Origin of the sequence: Pasteurella bettyae CCUG 2042, from assembly GCF_000262245.1 — a bacterium.
In the GTDB taxonomy this organism is placed as follows: Bacteria; Pseudomonadota; Gammaproteobacteria; order Enterobacterales; family Pasteurellaceae; genus Basfia; species Basfia bettyae.
The window spans coordinates 102,422-119,839 of record NZ_AJSX01000041.1; the positions used below are offsets into that span (position 1 = coordinate 102,422).

General features: G+C 33.0%; 16 protein-coding genes. 2 read left to right on the forward strand and 14 right to left on the reverse strand.

What is annotated here, in order from left to right:
* Positions 1–29: 29 nt before the first annotated feature.
* Positions 30–719, forward strand: coding sequence for a phosphate regulon transcriptional regulator PhoB (gene phoB, locus HMPREF1052_RS09340; protein WP_005761558.1), 690 nt, complete (start codon positions 30–32; stop codon positions 717–719).
* Positions 720–722: 3 nt separating this feature from the next.
* Positions 723–1,997, forward strand: coding sequence for a phosphate regulon sensor histidine kinase PhoR (phoR, locus tag HMPREF1052_RS09345; RefSeq protein ID WP_005761590.1), 1,275 nt, complete (start codon positions 723–725; stop codon positions 1,995–1,997).
* Positions 1,998–2,028: 31 nt separating this feature from the next.
* Here the strand turns inward: phoR and cpdA are convergent, their stop codons facing one another.
* The 14 genes from cpdA to HMPREF1052_RS09415 all read right to left on the reverse strand — a co-directional run bounded on the left by cpdA (position 2,029) and on the right by HMPREF1052_RS09415 (position 17,418).
* The gene (gene cpdA, locus HMPREF1052_RS09350) at positions 2,029–2,859 is read right to left on the reverse strand and encodes a 3',5'-cyclic-AMP phosphodiesterase (RefSeq protein WP_005761506.1); all 831 of its coding nucleotides are present in this window, start codon (positions 2,857–2,859) and stop codon (positions 2,029–2,031) included.
* 146 nt (positions 2,860–3,005) lie between these two features.
* Positions 3,006–3,629, reverse strand: coding sequence for an ADP-ribose diphosphatase (gene nudF, locus HMPREF1052_RS09355; protein WP_005761515.1), 624 nt, complete (start codon positions 3,627–3,629; stop codon positions 3,006–3,008).
* Positions 3,630–3,749: 120 nt separating this feature from the next.
* The gene (locus tag HMPREF1052_RS09360) at positions 3,750–4,469 is read right to left on the reverse strand and encodes a 4'-phosphopantetheinyl transferase family protein (protein ID WP_005761622.1); all 720 of its coding nucleotides are present in this window, start codon (positions 4,467–4,469) and stop codon (positions 3,750–3,752) included.
* Positions 4,470–4,621: 152 nt separating this feature from the next.
* Positions 4,622–6,502, reverse strand: a complete 1,881-nt coding sequence (gene htpG, locus HMPREF1052_RS09365; protein ID WP_005761468.1) for a molecular chaperone HtpG — start codon at positions 6,500–6,502, stop codon at positions 4,622–4,624.
* A gap of 161 nt (positions 6,503–6,663) precedes the next feature.
* Complete coding sequence (locus HMPREF1052_RS09370; protein WP_005761562.1) at positions 6,664–7,197, reverse strand: opacity family porin; 534 nt, start codon at positions 7,195–7,197, stop codon at positions 6,664–6,666.
* Positions 7,198–7,330: 133 nt separating this feature from the next.
* Positions 7,331–7,828 carry a SprT family zinc-dependent metalloprotease gene (locus HMPREF1052_RS09375; RefSeq protein WP_005761553.1) on the reverse strand — a complete coding sequence of 166 codons (498 nt, stop codon included), beginning with the start codon at positions 7,826–7,828 and terminating at the stop codon, positions 7,331–7,333.
* Between the two features lie 137 nt (positions 7,829–7,965).
* Positions 7,966–9,117 (reverse strand): methionine adenosyltransferase, encoded by a 1,152-nt coding sequence (metK, locus tag HMPREF1052_RS09380; RefSeq protein WP_005761442.1) that lies wholly within the window; start codon positions 9,115–9,117, stop codon positions 7,966–7,968.
* Positions 9,118–9,265: 148 nt separating this feature from the next.
* The gene (gene ndk, locus HMPREF1052_RS09385) at positions 9,266–9,691 is read right to left on the reverse strand and encodes a nucleoside-diphosphate kinase (RefSeq protein WP_005761416.1); all 426 of its coding nucleotides are present in this window, start codon (positions 9,689–9,691) and stop codon (positions 9,266–9,268) included.
* A gap of 9 nt (positions 9,692–9,700) precedes the next feature.
* On the reverse strand, positions 9,701–11,005 hold the full coding sequence (pepB, locus tag HMPREF1052_RS09390; RefSeq protein ID WP_040596558.1) for an aminopeptidase PepB: 1,305 nt from the start codon (positions 11,003–11,005) through the stop codon (positions 9,701–9,703).
* 41 nt (positions 11,006–11,046) lie between these two features.
* Positions 11,047–12,069 (reverse strand): dTDP-glucose 4,6-dehydratase, encoded by a 1,023-nt coding sequence (gene rfbB / locus HMPREF1052_RS09395; RefSeq protein WP_005761604.1) that lies wholly within the window; start codon positions 12,067–12,069, stop codon positions 11,047–11,049.
* A 9-nt stretch (positions 12,070–12,078) separates the two neighbouring features.
* Complete coding sequence (gene wbaP / locus HMPREF1052_RS09400) at positions 12,079–13,494, reverse strand: undecaprenyl-phosphate galactose phosphotransferase WbaP (protein WP_005761543.1); 1,416 nt, start codon at positions 13,492–13,494, stop codon at positions 12,079–12,081.
* Between the two features lie 19 nt (positions 13,495–13,513).
* Positions 13,514–14,614, reverse strand: a complete 1,101-nt coding sequence (gene glf / locus HMPREF1052_RS09405) for a UDP-galactopyranose mutase (RefSeq protein ID WP_005761413.1) — start codon at positions 14,612–14,614, stop codon at positions 13,514–13,516.
* A gap of 19 nt (positions 14,615–14,633) precedes the next feature.
* Positions 14,634–16,109, reverse strand: coding sequence for a flippase (locus HMPREF1052_RS09410; protein WP_005761525.1), 1,476 nt, complete (start codon positions 16,107–16,109; stop codon positions 14,634–14,636).
* The gene (locus HMPREF1052_RS09415; protein WP_005761605.1) at positions 16,099–17,418 is read right to left on the reverse strand and encodes an O-antigen polymerase; all 1,320 of its coding nucleotides are present in this window, start codon (positions 17,416–17,418) and stop codon (positions 16,099–16,101) included. Before HMPREF1052_RS09415 ends, HMPREF1052_RS09410 begins: the two co-directional genes overlap by 11 nt.

The following is a 17,418-nucleotide window of genomic DNA, read 5'->3' on the forward strand; positions in this document are numbered from 1 at the left end:
TTAAACCGCACTTTAAAATAGGAAATGCTATGGCTGAAAGAATTTTAGTGGTTGAAGATGAACAAGCTATCCGTGAAATGATTGTGCTATTTCTTCAACAGCATCAATATGATGTCATTGAAGCACTGGATTATCAAAGTGCGGTAAAACAATTAGAAAAAAAACCTAAATTAATTTTACTGGATTGGATGCTGCCAGGTCGTTCTGGTATACATTTTATTCAATATCTAAAAAAAATCGCTTCTTTTGAAAACATTCCCATTATTATGCTAACAGCTCGCAGTGCTGAAGAAGATTGTATTACTAGCTTAAATACAGGGGCTGATGATTATATCAGTAAACCATTCTCACCAAAGGTGTTATTAGCTCGAATAGATGCCTTGCTACGCAGAACCTATGAGCAACATTCCAATATAATCAATATTGATGGTTTGCAACTTGATCAGGATGCCAAACGAGTCTCTTATCAACAACATCATATTTCTCTTAGTTCTACTGAATATAAACTGTTACATTTCTTCATGCTCCACCCCGAAAAAGTATATAGCCGAGACCAACTACTCGATTTCATTTGGGGAAATAATATTTATTTAGAAGATCGTACTGTTGATGTCTATATTCGCCGTCTACGTAAAAGCTTAGCCCCTTATCAATTTGATAGTTATCTACAGACTGTTCGGGGAAGTGGTTACCGCTTCTCAAGTCACTTTGAGGAGTAAATAATGAAAATAAGACTTTCCTATAAACATATTTTACTTGAAACCATTTTAGTACTAATTGTTTCATTTATTTTCAGTTTATTTGCTAAAGACTTTTATTTTTGGTTAGTTATCTGTTTAATTTTAACGCTAATTTGGCACCATCAAAATGAATTTAAATTATTGCACATTCTTTATCCACAAGTGGAATCTAAACATCGTAAAAGCATTTTAGAATATCTCTCGCCCAGCCAAGCATATTGGGAACGAAAAAATCGGACAGAAAAAATACGCACTCTTAGATTATTATCTAAATTAAATAAAAATATTCAGTACCTACCTGACGGAGTGATTATTTGCCAACCTGATGGTGAAATATCCTGGTGTAATAACGCTGCTCAGGAGCTTTTTTCTTTCTATTGGCATAAAAAAACACAAAAAAATATTTTTAATATTATTTTTTACCCAGAATTTAAAGCCTATTTCAATCAATCTGTTCGTCAACGTCCACTGATTTTATTCACAAATGATCAACGTTATATTGAAATGAATGTAAATATTTATGATATTTCTAAATATTTAGTGATTATGCGAGATGTCACACAACTGATTCGTTTATTACATAGCCGGCAAACTTTTTTAGCCAATATGAATCATGAATTACGAACACCACTCACCGTATTACAAGGCTATTTAGAATTGTTAGAAGAAGAGGTCAAGGACAATAAATTACATCATAAGGCTATTCAAGCCATGTTAGCCCAAAGCCATCGAATGTCTCATTTACTTAATCAATTAAGTTTATTAGCCAAAATTGAGCATTCAAGTAATGAACATTATCCTGTTGATGTGTCCCAAATGCTGATTTCCTTGCAAAATCATTCAGAAATATTACGAGATGCCTCACAACAGCTCACTTTTACTATTGAACCTGATTTAAAAGTCTTAGGTGATGAAGGTCAATTACAAAGTGCCACATCAAACCTCATTTACAATGCTATTCGACATTCGGGAGAAAATGCACATATTCAAATTCGTTGGGAACGTTGTCCTGAAGGTGCTAAATTCTCCGTTATTGATGATGGTACTGGTATTCCTGCTGAACATATTCCCCATTTAACAGAACGATTCTATCGTGTTGATTCCTCTCGCAATAATCAAACAGGAGGAAGTGGTTTAGGCTTAGCCATTGTCAAACACGCTTTAGAACAACATAATTCTAATTTGGAAATTCACAGTGAAGAAGGAAAAGGTAGCACATTCTCATTTATTATAAAAATGCGTGATGTAGTCAAATAAAAATTTCTAAAAAAACTACCGCACTTTGTACTCAATACCCTTCTTCATGCATATTAGGTAAGAAAGTGGCTTGCTTTATACGATGCACTTGCGTGTGAATAGTTCCATCTGTATGTAACTCTATTTCACGCCAACCAGGTTGGAGAAGATCTAAGCTAAATACATTACTATCTGGTTTGAATTGAATGCAAGTAGAAGGTGTCGCCATCACTTTATAACCATGCCATAATCCATTTACGGCTTGGTGAATATGACCATAAACAATACCTTTTACATAATCATAATGAGAAAGAATATTTAATAATTCATGAGCATTACGCAAATTATGCTGATCTAGCCAAGCTGAATGGGTAGGCAAAATATGATGATGTAACACAATTAATGCATAACGATCTGGATATTCTTTCAGCTTTGTATCTAACCAATCTAATTGATAAGGCGTAAGTTCGCCATGTGGAACACCAAACACTTGGCTATCAAGCATGACAATTTGCCATTTTTTACCCACTAAAATATGTTTTTTAGGACTAATATTTCCATTCTCTTGATTCAGAATAGAAAACATTTTAGGTTGGAAATCATGATTTCCTGGCAACCAAAAAACCATTTTATCTAATTGTTGAATTGATTGGCAGAAACGCAAATAAGCTTCTTCACTACTATCCTGTACAATATCACCCGTAGCAAGCACTAACTCATACTCATAGGAACTGGCTTTAATCTCATGCAATACTTGCGCAAAGCTTGCTTGAGTATTTATACCGAGTAATTCACCCTTTTCATCTTTAAATAAATGTGGATCGGTCACCTGAACCAAACGAACGACATCGGCATCTGTATCATAAATATGTGTATTTATCACAGTGAACCTCTAATTATTAAACTGTAATTACTTTATCCATTTATTTAAACTTTTCACTATACAAAATAGAAAATTGTTAACAAGATCATATTTTTAAATTCTTTTTTTTAAAAAATGATATTAAGATCACATTATTTCACAATTTTCTAACACCATTTTTCTTGTAATTTTTGATAATTCAGTTGTAACCACTGAATTCCCATAAGAGCAATACTATTATCAATTTTTCCTTCATTGATCCATTGATAAGCAGTTTCACGATCAACAACATGTACTTTAATATCTTCATGTTCATTCGCTAAACCATGTAATCCTGTTGCTGTACGACTATCCACTTTTCCAACAAACAAATACAATCGCTCCACCGTGCTACCAGGACTATCCCAAACGCTTAGAACATGTTCCAAATGACTAATCTTTATGCCTGCTTCCTCTTCACTTTCACGTAAAGCAACTTGCTCTGGAGATTCACCAGGTTCAATCATGCCTGCAATTAATTCTAATAACCAAGGTGAGCTTGATAAGCCTGGCTGATAAGCACCAATTCGGACTTGTTCTACTAATACCACGCTGTCTCGTTCAGCATCATAAGCAATTACAGCAGATGCTGCACCTTTATATAAAAGCTCACGAGTCACAATATTGCTCATTCCACCTGCAAATAATTTATGGCGAAATTGAATACGCTGTAATCTAAAAAAGCCTTCGTAAAGAGATTCTTCTTTAACAATTTCAATATCTTGTTGCGTAAATTTTTGAATATCTGACATTTTTTAGCTCCTCTGCTAAAAGCAATCGCTTAGAGTACATAGAAAAATAAATGAAAACTCATCTTTTTATGAAAATTTTGAACTCACTCACAGAAATTAAGTTTAAATGGCTATTTTTTATCAGTGATTAACTTGATAGCATCGACTGTTGTTCAAATGGAAAGCCTCTAAATTTTTACCATTCCATTGAAAATATTGAATATTATTAAGATCTTTGCCTTGAATAAAAATGGCTAAATAAAAACCAAGGCTATCATCAAAGATTAATTGCCCTTTAGGACAATAATCACTACGAATCACAAGGGTGTTAGGATGATGCTCAACGTAGCTAAGTTTTAAAATACCATGTCCAACTGCCTTAAGTACAGCCTCTCGCAAGCACCAACAATTATAAAATGCGGTTTCAAATTTCATTTTTTCTTGAGTATGACACCACGTCCATTCTTCTTCCGATCCAAAATGGCGTAATAACCCCTCAAAATTTCTTTTTTTATTAGGCTTATTAGGCAATTCAATATCAATGCCTACGCAATTATGTTTCTTTTTGACATTAACAATCACGGCAACAAAATTGCCTGAATGAGAAATATTAAAATCAATATCTTCAGCTGGTAATTCAGGACGTCCATTAACACCACGATATATTTTGCCTAAAAGTGCGGTATCTAATTGAGCTTTTTCAAATAATTTCCATAATAAGAAATGGGCGATCCAACGACTCCGATGGCGAGTTATCACTTGAATATTATTACTAACGGGATTGCAACGTAATTCATCAGTTAATATTGCCTCAGGAAGTTGTTCAAAAGGATAGTTGTTCTCCACACTTCCCCATGCCATAAAAACAGACACCCTTTGCCTCCTCCCTTAATACAATATTTATCGTTATTTATAACGCTGATCTCTAAAACAAAAAACCCTGTCATTTTATAAGAAATAAAAAAAAAGAGTAGTTTTTTCATAACTACTCTTTAATTATTGATTAAATAAGTTTATTTCACTAATAAATGATTAACAAGTTTAATAAATGAAGCTGGATTTTCTAATGTTCCTCGTTCTGCCAATATTGCTTGATTGAATAACAATTCAATCCAATCCGCAAAGACAGCTTCATCAACGGTATCCGCTACTTTTTTCACTAATTCATGCTCTGGATTTAGCTCAAATGTATATTTCACCTCTGGTACAGGCTGACCACTCATCGCAAATAATTTTGCCATTTGTGTTGTCATCTGATCATTATCAGTAGAAACAACAGCAGGTGTATCAGTTAAACGATGAGTAATACGTACATTCTTAACTCGTTCACCTAATAAGGTTTTCACACGTTCAATAAAACTATCAAAGGCTTTATCTTGTTCTTTTTGAGCTTCTGGTTCTTTATCCGCTAAATCACCTAAGTCAAGATCTGCTTTGGTAATGGCTTGAAGAGTCTTACCATCAAATTCGGTTAAATAGCTCAACATCCATTCATCAATGCGATCGGAAAGTAATAATACCTCAATATCTTTCTTATTGAACATTTCCAAATGCGGACTATTTTTCGCTGCCACATAACTATCTGCAGTTATATAATAAATCGCTTTTTGTCCCTCTTTCATGCGAGCAATGTAATCTTCTAGAGAAACGGTTTGTTCACTGCTATCGGTGCGCGTTGAAGCAAAACGATATAATTTTGCAATTTCATCTTTATTGGCAAAGTCCTCTCCTACGCCTTCTTTTAGCACTAAGCCAAATTCTTTCCAAAATTGTGTATATTTTTCAGGCTCATCTTTCGCTAATTTATCAAGCATTTGTAATGAACGTTTGGTTAGCGCCTTACGTAAAGCCGCCGTAGTTTTATTATCTTGCAATAATTCACGTGATACGTTGAGTGGCAAATCATTACTGTCTAATAAGCCTCGCATAAAGCGTAAATAGTTTGGCATAAAGACTTCTGCATCATCCATAATAAATACACGTTGGACATAAAGTTTTAAACCATGTTTTTGTTCTCTATGGAATAAATCCCAGGGCGCTTTAGATGGAATATATAATAAACTGGTATATTCTTGATTTCCTTCTACTTTATTATGCATCCAAGTAAGTGGTTCTGAGAAATCATGGCTAATATGGTTATAAAATTCTTTATATTCTTCATCTGAAATTTCAGATTTTGCTCTCGTCCATAAAGCTTGTGCTTTATTGATTTTTTCCCATTTAACGCCAGTTTCTTTGCCTTCTTCGTCATATTCTTTTGACAAAATTTCTACAGGCAAACCAATATGATCAGAATATTTGCTGATGATCTCACGTAAACGCCACTCATTCAGAAATTCCTTTTCATCTTCACGTAAGAATAAAGTAATTTCAGTACCACGAGATTTTTTCTCAATATCTTCTACAGAATACTCGCCCTCACCAGCGGATACCCAAAGAACACCTTTATCAATGGCATCACCCGCTGCACGACTACGTACTTCGACTTTATCCGCAACAATAAATGCAGAATAGAATCCCACACCAAATTGACCAATTAATTGGCTATCTTTGGCTTGATCGCTGCCTAATGCATTTAAAAACTCTTTAGTGCCTGATTTAGCAATAGTACCTAAATGTTCCACTGCCTGCTCACGGCTCATACCAATACCATTATCAGCAATCGTTAATGTACCTTTATTTTCATCAACACTAATACGTACTTTTAAATCGCCATCTCCCTCATACAATTCAGGTGCAGAAAGGGCTTTAAAACGCAGTTTATCTGCTGCATCAGAAGCATTTGAAATTAATTCACGTAAAAAGATCTCTTTGTTTGAATAAAGAGAATGAATCATTAATTGGAGAAGTTGTTTTACTTCAGTTTGAAATCCATTAGTTTGTTTATTCGTCATAATCTATCCTTTAATTAAAATAACTTAACGACTCAGATATAAGAATGATTTTTTAAATTTCAAGCACTGAATAACAAAAATGATGGAATGGAACAGAAAGAAAAAGTGCGATAAATTTTTGAAAAATTTACCGCACTTTTAAAATTTGCTTCTAAGTTAACTTAGAAATCGTAACGAATACCCGCTTTTGCGCCATATTGGTTGATATTATGTTCATTCGCTCTGCCTAAACGGTTATATTCAATACCACCGTTTAAAGAAACATCTTTGGCTACTTTATATTGAACACCAGCCATTGCACCATAACCTAATTTATAAGAATCAGTTTGTCGAATGGTATGCAAGTTATGTGAAGATTTCTCTTCTTTTGCATCAATATTATTCGCTGATACACGAACGCCCACATAAGGTTTAACAGGTGAACCTACTTCAATATCATAAATTGCAGAAGCCCCAATCCCTTGTGTTTTTACATGAGAATCACCAGCATTTGATTTACCATAATGCGTATAATCTATTGCATAGCGGAAATCCCCTGTGTCATAACCCACTGCTACACTTGGAGTGAAACGACTTTTGCTCACGTCACCAGATTTAATTTTTGACATTCCTGCATTACCCTCAACATAAATATTAGCTTGAGCAGTAGATACAATGGCAAGTGCGCTGATAATTGCTAGTAGTGTCTTTTTCATAATAAATTCCTTTATTTCAACTGACAAAATATAGAACCCCTGCAAATATAACATAGCTATTTTCAAAGATCACCCATAAATTATGCTTCATTTAAATTATTGCTCACAAGTTGTCATCAACTTATCCACAATGTTATCCACTAAATTGTAATTTAGTCTTACATTTTTTACAAAAATAGACCGCACTTTTTTGCTGAATGTTATGGTGACGTCTTACTGAAAGCTGATGGATTTGGCAAAGACAGGAATACGCAAAAGTTTGACCTTGAACGGATTTCACATCAAAGCGATGGCAAGTCTCAGCAGGTAAATTAAATAATTCCCGCATAACCATTTGCCATTCCTTACCATGAGGTTTCACTCGTCCGAACTGTAAATAAACAATTAAATGCACTAATTCATGGGGAACCACTTGAGCAATAAAGGCTTGGGGATTTTCAAGCAACAAAGTGCGGTTTAATTTGATGTGATTTTTTTCTAAACAGGCAACTCCAGCTTTCATTCCTCGCACATCATAACTGATATCTGGCATAGGAAACTCTTGTTTAAAATACTCATTAGCAATACTTAAACATTCAACAAGCCTGCGTTGAACCTGCATTTTTAAATGACGAAAATTAGGTTGTTCCATGCAATCTTCCTAATCCTCACTTGATACTGACAATAAACACGACTGAAAGATAATATTACTTCATTGATAAATAGCTAGCCTATATTCAAAAATTAAAAACCCTCTTTTAATGGAAAAAGAGGGATTAGATAATAATTTTACATTCCTGCGGCTAAACGTAATTCTTCCGCACGATCAATTTTTTCCCAAGGGAATTGCTCTCGACCAAAATGTCCATAAGCTGCCGTTTGGCGATAAATAGGCTGAATTAAATTCAACATATTAATTAACCCGTAAGGGCGTAAATCAAAAAATTCACGAACGAGACTCACCAATAATTCATTCGCCACTTTACCTGTTCCAAAAGTTTCCACCATAATAGAAGTAGGTTCTGCTACACCAATGGCATAAGAAAGTTGAATTTCGCAACGATCTGCAAGACCAGCTGCAACAATATTTTTTGCAACATAACGTGCAGCATAAGCTGCTGAACGATCTACTTTTGATGGATCTTTTCCTGAAAAAGCACCACCGCCATGACGAGCTGCACCACCGTATGTGTCAACAATAATTTTACGCCCCGTTAAACCACAGTCGCCCATAGGTCCACCAATAACAAAACGACCTGTCGGGTTAATAAAATATTTGGTATCTTTTGAAAGCCATTTTGAAGGAAGAATAGGCTTAATAATTTCTTCCATCACACCTTCATAAACTTCTTTTTGAGTCACTGTATCCGCATGTTGGGTAGAAAGCACAACCGCATCCACCCCTACAATTTGGTTATTTTCATATTTTAAGGTTACTTGGCTTTTCGCATCTGGACGTAACCAAGCTAACTTACCACTTTTACGAACTTCCGCTTGTTTCTCCATTAAGCGATGTGCATAAGTAATGGCAGCTGGCATCAATACATCCGTTTCATTGGTGGCATAACCAAACATAATACCTTGATCGCCTGCACCTTGTGCTAAAGGATCTTCACGGTCAACCCCTTGATTAATATCAGCTGATTGTTTACCAATCGCATTAAGAACTGCACAGGAATGCCCATCAAACCCCATATCTGAATGCTCATAGCCAATTTCACAAATTACCTGACGAGTTAAATTTTCAATATCCACCCAAGCTGAAGTAGTGATTTCTCCACCAACGAGAGCCATACCTGTTTTAACATAGGTTTCACAAGCGACACGAGCTTTAGGATCTTGTTTTAAAATTTCATCTAATACGGCATCTGAAATTTGATCTGCGATTTTATCTGGATGACCTTCTGAAACAGACTCAGAAGTAAATAAATAAGTTGACATTATCTTTCCTTAACGAAAATACATTTAGACGTATGGATGGCTATAATACGCTTTTTAAATAAAATTGCAATGTAATTATCGACTATTTCCACAAACCATTAACAAAAAACCGAAGCAAATGCCTCGGTTTCCTATTATATAGGCGCTATTAATATGGAAAAATTTCACTTCCTACAAAAAAATAAGCAATTTCACGTTTTGCACTTTCTAGACTATCTGAACCATGAACCGAATTACGTCGTTGGGATTCAGCAAAATCACGACGAATCGTTCCGACTTCAGCTTGTTCTGGATTTGTTGCTCCGATTAAAGTGCGGTAATCTTTAACGGCATTTTCTTTTTCCAATACAGAAACCACAACAGGTGCGGAGGTCATGTATTCTACTAATCCATCAAAAAAAGGTTTACCTTGATGTTCAGCATAAAAACCTTCTGCTTGTTCTTTTGTTAAATGAACCATTTTTGTCGCTAGAATAGTAAATCCATTTTCTTCAAAACGAGCTAAAATTTTACCAATTAGATGACGTTCAACCGCATCAGGCTTAATAATTGAAAATGTTCTTTCTCGTGCCATAGTATATCCTTAAATTTGTGTTGCTTTTGTAACTAATAAATTGGCAATAGTTTGCACGCCTAACCCTGTTGCCCCCGTTGCCCATAGCTCGCTTGGCGTTTTACGAAAAGTTGCAGAGCAATCTAAATGTAACCAGTTTTTATCATAACTTTTTACAAATTTTGATAAAAATGCCGTTGCCGTACTTGCACCTGCAGCCACAGCAACTGAAGCAGTATTTGAAATATCCGCAAATGAAGAACTGACTTGTGAACGATGGAATTCTTCAAAAGGTAAACGCCAGAAAGGTTCAAATTCTTCTTTAGCTGAGTCCAATAATTCATTGACTAAATGATCATCCATGGATAATACAGAATGATAGTCGTTACCCACTGCAACTTTTGCAGCCCCAGTTAACGTTGCTGCATCTAAAATAAATCCAGCTTGTTGCTCTGATGCATCAATTAATCCGTCAGCTAATACTAATCGCCCTTCCGCATCGGTATTTAATATCTCGACGGTGACACCATTACGATATTCAATAATATCACCTAGTTTAAATGCTGTGCTACTAACTAAATTTTCAGCGCAACACAAATATAATTTCACTCGTTGGTTTAATCCTCGAGCAATAGCCAGCCCTAATCCACCTGTGACTAAAGCGGCTCCGCCCATATCACTACGCATACTATCCATAAAATTACTTGGTTTAATGCTATAACCACCACTATCGAAAGTAATCCCCTTACCCACCAAACAAGCTAAAACAGGAGCATCAGGATTACCCGTTGGATTATAATCTAACTGTAACATTGCAGGAGGATTAACCGAGCCTTTGCCAACATTCCAAAGCCCTAAATAATTTTGCTCTCTTAACTCTTTACCTGAAATTATACGAAAACTCACCGCACTTTTATCAGCATATTGCTCAGCTAAATCAGAAATAAATTGTGCAGCTCGATTTGCTAATACCACTGGCGTGATCACATCAGCAGGTAAGTTAACAATTTCTCGAACAAAATCTCCCGCATTAATACGTGCGAGCAATTCTTCATGATCTTCACCTAATTCTGGAAACTCAACTGCCCAATCTTGTTTCGCAGTATAAAATCCTTGATAAAAAGCCCAACAATATTCTAAATTCCAATCATAGCCAATTAATTCAACATCATTAATACCTTGTGTACGCAATTTACGAGCAGCGGTTTGAACCAAAGTGCGGTCAGATTTTTCATTATTTTTTAAATGAATTGTTGCCTGTTCATTAGCAAATGAAATTAAGGCATTTTTGCCCCATATCTCAGAAGCTTGTTCTGTTGATAAATTTATTTTCATGATCATTTTTTATTCCTATGTTCCTAAATATTTTGACGCTATCAATGATTCGCTTTCTGAAAAGCAGAAATATACCATTCTACCGTCTTACGCATAGCAGATTCAAAAGTTTCTAATGGTTTCCAAGTTAATATATGGTTAATTTTAGTCGTATCAAGCCCATAACGAAAATCATGACCTGGACGATCTTCGACATAAGTGATTAAGTCGGCATAATTTTTTACATTTTTCGGCTTTATTGGTGCAAGCTCTTCCAGCAATGCACAAAGTAATTGAACAACCTCAATATTTGTTTTTTCTTGATGAGCACTAATATTATAGGTTTCTCCTGGCTGACATTCAGTCAGCACCTGATACAAGGCCCTAACATGATCCTCCACAAAAATCCAATCTCGAATTTGCAATCCAGAACCATAAATAGGCAAAGATTTTCCTTGTAATGCATTTGAGATTATTAATGGAATTAATTTTTCAGGATATTGATAAGGACCAAAATTATTCGAACAATTAGTAATCAGAATAGGCAAACCATAAGTACGATGCCATGCTCGCACAAGATGATCCGCAGAAGCTTTTGAAGCAGAATAAGGGCTACTCGGTGCATAAGGGGAATTTTCTGTAGATAAGCCAGAGGTTGTAGCCAAATCGCCATACACTTCATCTGTCGAAATATGATGAAATCGAAATGCCAATTTTCTAGCTTCAGGAAGATTTTGCCAATACTCTCGAGCAACCTCAAGCAAGGTGTAAGTACCAACAATATTGGTTTGGATAAAATCCGCTGCCCCATTAATTGAACGATCCACATGACTTTCTGCGGCAAAATGAATCACCGCATCGGGCTGATATTGATAAAAGACATCTGTCATCTTTCCTCCATCACAAATATCTAGTTGTAAAAAATGATAACGTTCACTTTCCACAATACCCGACAATGACTGCAAATTGCCCGCATAAGTAAGCTTATCCACATTGATTACACTATGTGGCGTATGATTAATTAAGTAACGAACCATAGCGGAACCGATAAAGCCCGCTCCGCCTGTGATAAGAATATTTTTCATATAATTTAATTAATAAGCACCACTACGATGACAAACGGCTTTGATGGTTTTAAACAATATTGCAATATCATTCCAAACTGACCAATTTTTAACATACCAAGCATCAAAATAAACCCGAGTATCATAATCAACATCATTTCGCCCACTGACTTGCCATAATCCAGTCATACCAGGTTTTACCATAAGATAATAATCTACATTTTCTTTATAACGCTCAAGCTCATCACTAATAATTGGCCGAGGCCCCACTAGGCTCATTTCTCCTTTTAATACATTAAAAAGCTGAGGTAATTCATCAATACTTGTTCTACGAATAAACCGACCAACTCTTGTAATACGAGGATCATTCTTTAATTTAAAATCTTTATCCCATTCTGCTTTAGCCTCCGAATCTGTAGCCAATAACTGTTCTAAAACTTCTTTTGAATTAACTACCATAGATCTGAATTTTAAGCATTTAAATTCTTTTCCATTACGACCAACTCGAGGATGACTATAAATTGCATCACCACCATCGCTCTTAATCATAAAATACAAAAGAACAAATAATGGAAATAAAACAATAATAATTCCTAGAGCGCCTAAAATATCCATCATTCGCTTTAAAATACGAGATGAAGGCTTAGCTAAATTATTATCTATACGTAATAACAATAATTCATGACTAAAAAGAAATGACATATCCGTACCATATAAAGGAATTCCCCTCATATTAGGAATAACTGAAACAGAACGACATTTGTGTGTTGCTAAATAGCGAAGCCAAAAATCTAAAGCATGTTCATCATCTAATGCTAAAATAAATTGTGTATCTAAATTATTAATATCAAGAAACGAAAAAAGATCTAATTCAGTTGCAGAAATAATAGTTACACCATCAATATTATCTTTTTGAATAGAATCTGAAACAACAAAATAACGAATATCAAACCCTAAATAAGACTCACTATTTAAGGCATTATACACTTCTTTTACATTCTTTCCGGTACCAATAATTACTGTATTTTTCTTGTACCACCCTAATACAATCAACCCTTTTTTAACATAGACTCGAAGCAGGGGAACAAGAATAAATAACATCCCCCATGTTAGTCCCCATAATATTCTAGATAAATAAACTTTTGATAAGGCAATAATAGATAATTCAATAACAAAAAATATCAATAATGTTCGAATAATCTCTTTTAATTCAAACCAAAATGGTTTTCTATAAGTATAATGGCGTAATCTAGTACCAAACCACATAATGCACATAAATGAAGTCACAAGGTGGATAATAATATAATTATTAACTTGATCGACTGGGAAATAAACATGGCTATTATTAAAATAAGATAACCAAAATAAAGCAATAAATAAGGAAAAGAAGAAAGAAATAAAATCTGTACATACTAGTAAAATCTTACTCAAAGTTACTTTATTCATAATGAGTTAACCGCTTACATTAATCTAATTCTTTTAACACACAATCTAAAGCTTCTGCAATAATATTATGCATATCAAAATATTTATACTGTGCCAATCTTCCACCAAAAATAACATTCGATTTTTGTTCAGCTAGCTTTTTATATTTCGCATACATTTCGTTATTTCGTTGATCATTAATTGGATAATAAGGTTCATCACCAGCTTGATATTCTTTAGAATATTCACGAGTAATATAAGTTTTTTCTTGTGTACCAAATTCAAAATGTTTATGTTCAATAATTCGTGTAAAAGGAACCGCACTTTCCGTATAATTGACCACGGCATTCCCCTGATAATTGCCTATATCTAACAATTCATTTTCAAATTTCAAACTACGATATTCTAATTTTCCAAACTTATATCCAAAATATTCATCAATCATACCTGTGAATACTATCTTTTCTGCTAATGATTCATAATGTTCTCTTTGTGCAAAAAAATCGACATTTAGTTTAACTTCAATACCATTTAACATTTTTTCAAAAATGCCAGTATATCCACCAATAGGGATCCCTTGATAAGTATCGTAGAAATAATTATTGTCATAACTGTAACGCACAGGTAAGCGTTTAATAATAAAGGCAGGAAGCTCTGTACACTTACGTCCCCATTGTTTTTCTGTGTAGCCTTTGATCAATTTTTCATAAATATCACGACCGACTAAAGAAATAGCTTGTTCTTCTAAGTTCTGTGGTTCAGAAATATTTTCTTTAGCAATTTGCTCTTTAATTTTTCCCTCAGCTTCCTGAGGTGTAATAACGCCCCACATTTTATTAAATGTGAACATATTAAATGGCAAACTATAAAGTTCGTCTTTATAACGAGCCACAGGAGAATTCGTAAAACGATTAAATTCAGCAAATTGTTGAATATAGTTCCACACCACTTTATTACTTGTATGGAAAATATGCGCACCATATTTATGTACATTGATCCCCTCTACACGATCAGTGTAACAATTACCACCAATGTGATCACGTTTTTCAATAACTAAACATTTTTTACCACGTTTTGTGGCTTCATGAGCAAAAATAGAGCCAAATAATCCTGCACCAACAATTAAATAATCATATTTCATGCAATACCCCTTCATATTTTTAAATATCTTGTCTGTTTTTCTGTATAAACTTATTACTAATGATGTGAAAAATATTAATAACAAAGTTTTCTTTTAATATAACTAATAATAAAAAATAAAATAAAAAGAATACTATACCAATGATAGTAAAATTGACTAATCTATATGATGATAACTCTAACAAAAATGCTAAATAGCTTATATATAACGACAATAATAGAGATAATATTATTTTTCCATAAGATATGTTCTTAAATAGAATAGGAATATATTTTTTTAGTATTATCATTTGCACAATAAATACACTCAACTCGGCTAGAAAAACAGAAATTGCCGTACCTATAGCTGCTAGCTTTGGTGCTAAAATCAGATTTCCAATAATATCAACTAAAGCAGCAATAAATACTGATAGTAATAATTCCTTATCCTTTTTTAATGGCAATAAAATTTGAATACCAAGAATATTAGTGATGCCACTAAAAATCAATGTAACAACAATAATTTGTAATGGTAACACTGACTCTAAATAATTGTTTCCAGCAAGAATTAAAATAGTCTCTTTAGCAAATAAAATAAAAAATGCAATTAAAGGAAGCGTTATTACAATAATGAAATTCATAGATTTTTGTAGTGTTTCATGAAATTTATTATCCATCTTATTTTCAACATAATAGGATAATCTAGGGAGTAAAACGACACCTAAGGAAGTAATAAAAGTAAACAAAATACCTTTTATTCTTACAGCAGCATTATAGTAACCAACGTTAGAAGGAATACTTAATAAACCTAATATAGCTTCATCAACACTTGTATAAATAGCAATAGATAATGAAGTCATAAAAAGAAAAAACATAGGCTTCAAATGTTTTTTAATTTCATAATCAGTATAAATTTTAAAATAAATAATCTGCCTAGTATTAAATATATTTAGAAGCGCAGAGCCCACCATTGCTAAAATTGAGATAAAGGCAAAATAGATATAATCATCTTTATTTTTAATAAAGATAAAGACTAAAACTAACGCAATAAGTTTAAATAAAATAGTTCTAACTGTAATATATTGATACCTTTCTAATCCTTTATATAACCATTCAACTCCTATAACAGTAAACAAAATAAAAACTGAACTTAAAAAGAAAAGATTTTTTTCATTATTAAATTTAGGAATAAAATAAATAGAAAGAGTAAATACGATATAAACAATAAAAAAAGAGATAAAATTTATGAATAACAACTCATGAGCTGTTTTAGATAATAGTTCTTTATTATCTCTGACCCTAGCAATAGCTCTCACACCATATGTAGCTACTCCGAAAGATGCAAAAATAGAAAAATAACTAACGACTGAAAGCGCAAAAGCCACTTTTCCTGTTCCCTCAGGCAATAATACCCTTGACACATAAGGAAAAGTTATCAATGGAAATACAAAATTAGATACCGTTAGAATAAAATTCATAAAAAAATTAAATCTTATACTTTTTACATCAAATTTCATTTATTGATTTTCTCCTTACAAACAAATATGAGAAGAAATATGCAAAAACTATAATTTTAATAAAACTTGCATCGAATATTGTCGAATAAAATCTATTTGAAAAAGATAGCATTAAGATATCATTAAATAGGTAAGCATAAACAAATAGTATAAAACTCACTTTATTTAATTTTACTTTTTTTATTTTTTCGTAGGTAAAAATATAATAAAGTCCTATAAGTAATATTAATGGCATAAATCCTTTGTATGCGAAATCATAAATAAAAGCATAAAATGTCGTATAAACATTACCTATTTCAAAGCCATTATTACTAAATGTAAAAACATCTATTGTGGGAAATATTAGATCTGGATTACTTGTTATTTTACCAATATAAGCATATAACACCCTAAATGTTTGTTCACCAAAAATCAAAGAAAGCGATTCAGCTGGTCTAGAAGCAAGATAATTATCAAGATTAACTAATGGCGCGCCAAGATAAATAAATAGATAATGAAATAATGTTAAATTATTCTCTCTTCCCATTAAATGAAGTAAAAATATAAAAGATATACCAGAGAAAAGTAATATAATTAAAATTTTGACTAATAATAAGATACTTCCTCGATTTAATGCATATTTCCTATTATATAACAGATAAAATGTGACTAACATCATCGTAATAACCCTAAATATAGGACTACGACTTCCATTTAATACAATATTAATACAAAGCAATAAGATAATGATAAGATGTAAAAAATCTATTTTTTTAGTGGCGATATAATTATGAATGCAAATATATACGACTAGGTATCCAAAACCCTGAGTAATAGGATTACCAATACGATACAATAAAGGAACTGAAATATTTAAATCTCTAAATATATCAGTCCAAAACTTAGTCATTACATCATATAAAGAAATCATCTCAGCTAAACTACCTACACGCCCTAAATATGCGATAGAAATAGACTGAAGATATTCAATAAAGGAGAATTGAGTAATAATAAATAAAAAAATAAAGCCTAATGTAATAAATTTATTTATTTTAATTCCCTTAATATCATAAGGACATAGAATAGATTTATCATAAATTCGAGAACATAAAGTGATCAAAGTAAAGATTAAACAAGAACTCACTACAACCAAAACTGTCACTTGATGAAAAACAATCTCATATTCTGACGCACCTAATACACAAATAGCACTAGAAACAAAGAAGGAAAAAATAAACAACACAGATGGATGCATATAGTCAAACTTAACGATTACTAAATTAAATATTAGTAGTAATAATAAGATAGCTGACAATAAATATAAAAACAT